5 protein-coding genes are annotated in these 4,336 nt (G+C 58.3%); 3 read left to right on the top strand and 2 right to left on the bottom strand.

What is annotated here, in order from left to right:
* The coding region (locus H5U08_RS11185) for a hypothetical protein (protein WP_297033016.1) at positions 1–481 on the top strand (481 nt) is incomplete at its 5' end.
* Positions 482–664: 183 nt separating this feature from the next.
* Here the strand turns inward: H5U08_RS11185 and H5U08_RS19885 are convergent.
* Both H5U08_RS19885 and H5U08_RS11180 read right to left on the bottom strand, forming a co-directional pair.
* Positions 665–838 carry a 4Fe-4S binding protein gene (locus H5U08_RS19885; protein ID WP_095415509.1) on the bottom strand — a complete coding sequence of 58 codons (174 nt, stop codon included), beginning with the start codon at positions 836–838 and terminating at the stop codon, positions 665–667.
* 353 nt (positions 839–1,191) lie between these two features.
* Positions 1,192–1,416 (bottom strand): hypothetical protein, encoded by a 225-nt coding sequence (locus H5U08_RS11180; RefSeq protein WP_297033014.1) that lies wholly within the window; start codon positions 1,414–1,416, stop codon positions 1,192–1,194.
* 225 nt (positions 1,417–1,641) lie between these two features.
* Between H5U08_RS11180 and H5U08_RS11175 the strand changes: the two genes are divergently transcribed.
* Positions 1,642–2,073, top strand: a complete 432-nt coding sequence (locus H5U08_RS11175; protein WP_297033012.1) for a secondary thiamine-phosphate synthase enzyme YjbQ — start codon at positions 1,642–1,644, stop codon at positions 2,071–2,073.
* A gap of 287 nt (positions 2,074–2,360) precedes the next feature.
* Positions 2,361–4,336, top strand: a 1,976-nt coding sequence (locus H5U08_RS11170) for a TolC family protein (RefSeq protein WP_297033010.1), incomplete at its 3' end; no start/stop codon positions are given.

The raw sequence follows: 4,336 nt of genomic DNA, 5'->3' as shown, positions 1-4,336 counted from the left end.
CCTGGCGGAGGGGATCCGAACAACTCTATGGGATGGCAAAACAGGTCTTTTTCTCGCGGCCACGCATCAGTGCCGACAACCCGACATCTGGGGGTCGGCCTTTGCCGTGTATCTCGGGGTGGCATCGCCCGCCCAGAGCCGAGCAATCGGCGCCTACTTCCGCGATCATTATCACGAGATTGTGCAGAAAGGGAAGATCCGCCACTTGCCAGGCGGTATCTATTGGGAAGTCTGCAGGGCTTCTCCCGAGACGTACCAAAACGGCGGCTACTGGCCTGTTCCTGCAGGCTGGTTCGTTGTGGCGCTGGCCGAGGTGGATCCCGCACTGGCTGAGAAAACAATTCTCGACTTTGCGGCGGATTGCCACGAGCGAGGGTTTGTCGAATGGGCTAACGGGGAGGTCGTCCGGCTTCCCAAATACGTTGCCAGCGCGACCGGTCCGCTGCCCGGCTTCAGGCGGTTCATGAAGACGCGAAAATGACCCATCTCCCGCCTCATTGCCCTGGCAATCACCAGCCTGCGTGGCTTGGCCCGCAAAGCAGCGCATTCCCCACAGGCGGGTTGCAAAGGATTCCAAAAAGACAACCTCCGCCTGAGTGTTATCTCAGGCGGACTCATTGGGGCCTTACCGGGTGTGCGGGTTTGTCGGGGGGCACCCGCGGGGTCAGGAAAGTGTGATGGATTGCGTCGGGCAGACGTCAACGCAGGCCCCGCAGTCGCCGCAAGTATCCGGGTCGACGTGGGCCTTTTCATTTTCGATCTTGATTGCATCCAGCGGGCAAGCCTGCACGCATTCACCGCAACCGTTGCATGTTTCCTGGTTGACAACTGCTGGCATGGTTCCACTCCTTTTTCAGGCAAAAATGTTTCGTTGTGACCACCCGAAAGCCGGTGGGATGGGTCAGGCTTCCACCCCTATTTATTTTGTACGCCCGGAGCGTCAAAAAAGCTCGTCCATGGGACGAAGAAAAACGTTAGTGTAATGGTGGATGTTTTCCGCGCGAATAGGGACTGTCGTTGGGTGCACCGGCCAGCCGAAAAAATTTCACGCGAGATTTTCCTCGGAAGCGGAAACCGAAACGGCTCCGACACTTGGGCGGTTTCTTCCCGAAAGACCACCCAGACGACCGCCCAATCTGCCTCACCGGGGTTGCGATTGGAAAGGCGACTTGGAGAAGCGACGTCAACCGCTCACGCCGACGGTTTGGCCGAGGAAGACTCTTGCGGCTGGGACTGGGTGGTCTCCCGACCTGAATCCTCGCCGTGACGCCTCTCGTACTCTTCCGTGAGGACGTTGGGACAGACTTCGTCCACGCCACATGTGGGACAGACAATGCGAACGAGTTCTGCACCCGTGATCTTCAGGTTATACCTCTCACACAGGGCGTAGAGCTCTTGTAGGTGCTTGCAGGTCATACTCGGGTCCCGATTCTGCCAAAGGTGTTGGTGCGGCCGAAGCGGCGATTTCACGTCCGCCGGGACGGCTGGGCCCATTCCTCGATCGGTCTATTCGTGTCACCTCATTTTATTCGGCAATCTTGCGAAAATGAATCGCACGTTGCATATTGGCAGAGAATTGGAGTGGCAACAGAAAGTTGTGGCAATATTCGAAGGCTGCGAAACACAGGGTGAATGATAGAAATGGATTGGGTTCAGCGAGAAATCGAGCTGCCACGGTTCGGAAAAGGATTTCATCCCATCACGCGACATATCGTGGAGGCGCTCCCGGAGTTGCGGCAGTTCCAGCGGGGGCTTCTCCATGTATTTCTACAGCATACCTCGGCTTCGCTGACCATCAACGAATCCGCCGACCCCGACGTGGCGGCCGATCTCGACCGGCTTTTAGATCATCTCGTCCCGGAGGGCTTTCGGTACGTCCACACGGTGGAGGGGGCCGACGACATGCCTGGCCATGGAAAATGCTCCATCCTGGGGTGCAGTGTCCTCATCCCGGTCCGCAATGGTCGGCTGGCCCTGGGCACCTGGCAGGGGATCTTTCTCTGCGAGCACCGCCGGCACAATTCGGGACGGCGAATTGTGCTGACACTCTTCGGCCAAAAAGCCTCTGAGTGATGCACCTTTTCTCCGAAGCGTTTGGGCGGGGCCGTCCGGCGTTTGTCGCGATTGTTTTCCCTGCTTGCTTTTTTTTCGCTTATTTTGCCCTGATTGTTTGTGTTCTCACACGGTGAAGGTTCGCGCCGCCCACGCAACGAACAGGGTGTTAAGATAATCCGATTTGTCAAAGTTTAACGGTCAACTCGTCGATAACAATTCCGCAGGATTTAACGCGCCCCCGTTGTGGTTTGGGGCGCGCGTTGATCTCCGCCAGAAGAGCCGCTGCATCAGAGAGGATGTCGCCCATGAAGCTGCCGAGAGGCATGCTCACAACGGTCTGCGGAATTGTGATCGCCGGCATGGTCGGTTGCCGTCCCCAGCAACCGTTTTTCCTCCATGAAGACGGCGATCTCTCCCACTACGTGGACAAGGCCACGCAAATTGAGTATCCGGACGTGGAAGCCGATTCCCTCGACGAAGTCCAAAAGGTTCTGCCGCCCTTTACAATTTCCAACAGTGAGGTGAAAGAATACTGGGATCTTTCCCTCGAAGAGGCGGTGCGGATCGCGCTTCAGAATAGCAAGATCCTCCGCAGTCTCAATCAACCGGATGTCGGTGCCCCACGTCTCCCGGAAACGACGCTCACGGTGGCTCCCGAAGGTGCGGCATCGATTTACGACCCCGCCCGGCAGGAGACCAATCCTCGCACCGGGGTCGAAGCGGTGCTGGCTGAATTTGATGCGCAACTGAGCACACGCCTTTTCTGGCAAAAGCTGGACACTCCGCAGAACGTGGCAGGTTTTGTGACATTCTTCCGGCCGTCGGCTTTCCGCCAGGACCTCGGCACATTCCAGACGCAGTTGTCGAAGACTTACGCAACGGGCGGAACGTTCAGCATCAGTCACAATGTGGGCTACGAATGGAACAACGCGACGGCCAGCCGAGCCTGGCCCAGTAACTGGACGGCCAATCTTCAGGCAGAGTTCCGGCAACCGTTACTCCAGGGTGCGGGGGTGACCTTCAATCGGATTGCCGGTCCCAACACCATTCCGGGGGTGTACAACGGAGTGCTCATCGCCCGACTGGAAACGGATCAGCGGCTGGCGGAGTTTGAACAGTCGGTTTCGGAACTCCTCCTGGACGTGGAAAAGGCGTACTGGACCCTCTATCTCGCCTATCGCCAGCTCGACACGGTCATTGCGGGACGGGACGCCGCCTTGCAGACGTGGCGACAAGTTCGGGCGAAGTACGAGGTCGGCGGTCGCGGGGGGAGTGCCCAGGAAGAAGCCCAGGCCCGCCAGCAATACCTGGCCTTCCGCGCTGCGGTGGAACAGTCACTCAGCTCGCTTTACAAGGCGGAAAATAATCTCCGCTATCTCATGGGGCTTGCCGCTACTGACGGACGGCTCATCAGACCGAAGGACGAGCCCACACGTGCAAAGGTCCAGTTCGACTTTTACGATGTCCACGCCGAGGCCCTCGTCCGCAACCCGCTCCTGCGGCGGGAAAAGTGGCGCGTGAAGAAGGCCGAGCTGGAATTGATCGCGGCCAAGAACTACCTGCTTCCGCGGCTGGATTTCTTCGGATTTTACCGATGGAACGGCCTGGGACACGACTTGCTCGATCCCGATAACAGCAAGTCCAATGCCTACGGTTCGCTCACGTCGGGCGACTTCCAGGACTGGGAGCTGGGGATGGAGTTGCAGATCCCCATTGGTTTCCGGAAAGAACTTGCCGCTGTCCGCAACGCGCAGCTCAACCTTGCCCGCGAGAAAGCGATCCTCCAGGAGCAGGAGCTGGAAATCTCTCACCAGATTGCCTGGGTCTTGCGCGAGATCGACGAATATTACACACTGGCCCAGACCAACTACAACAGGACGGTCGCTGCGGAAAATGAAGTCCGCGCGGTCACGGCGATGTATGACGCGGGGACGGCCACACTGGACCTTTTGCTCAACGCTCAGCAGCGGCGAGCGGAAGCGGAAATCCAGTATTATCAGGCCCTCACCAAGTACATGTTCGCGATCAGCCATCTCCACTTCCGGAAGGGTTCCCTCCTGGAATACAACGGTGTGTATCTGACCGAGGGTCCCTGGCCGGAAAAAGCGTACTTCGACGCCCTTCGCCGGGCCCGGGCTCGCGATGCCGGTATCTATCTCAACTACGGTATGACCAATCCGCCGGTATTCAGCCGCGGGGAGTATGATCAACACGCAGGACGGCGAGAATCGGTCCCCGGCAATCCCTTCGCACCAGAAAGCGAAAGTGCAACCGAGTCCGG

The organism is Thermogutta sp. (genome assembly GCF_014359955.1).
GTDB lineage: Bacteria > Planctomycetota > Planctomycetia > Pirellulales > Thermoguttaceae > Thermogutta.
Note: the sequence above shows the minus strand (reverse complement) of the source record. Positions and strands in the feature narration are given on the sequence as shown.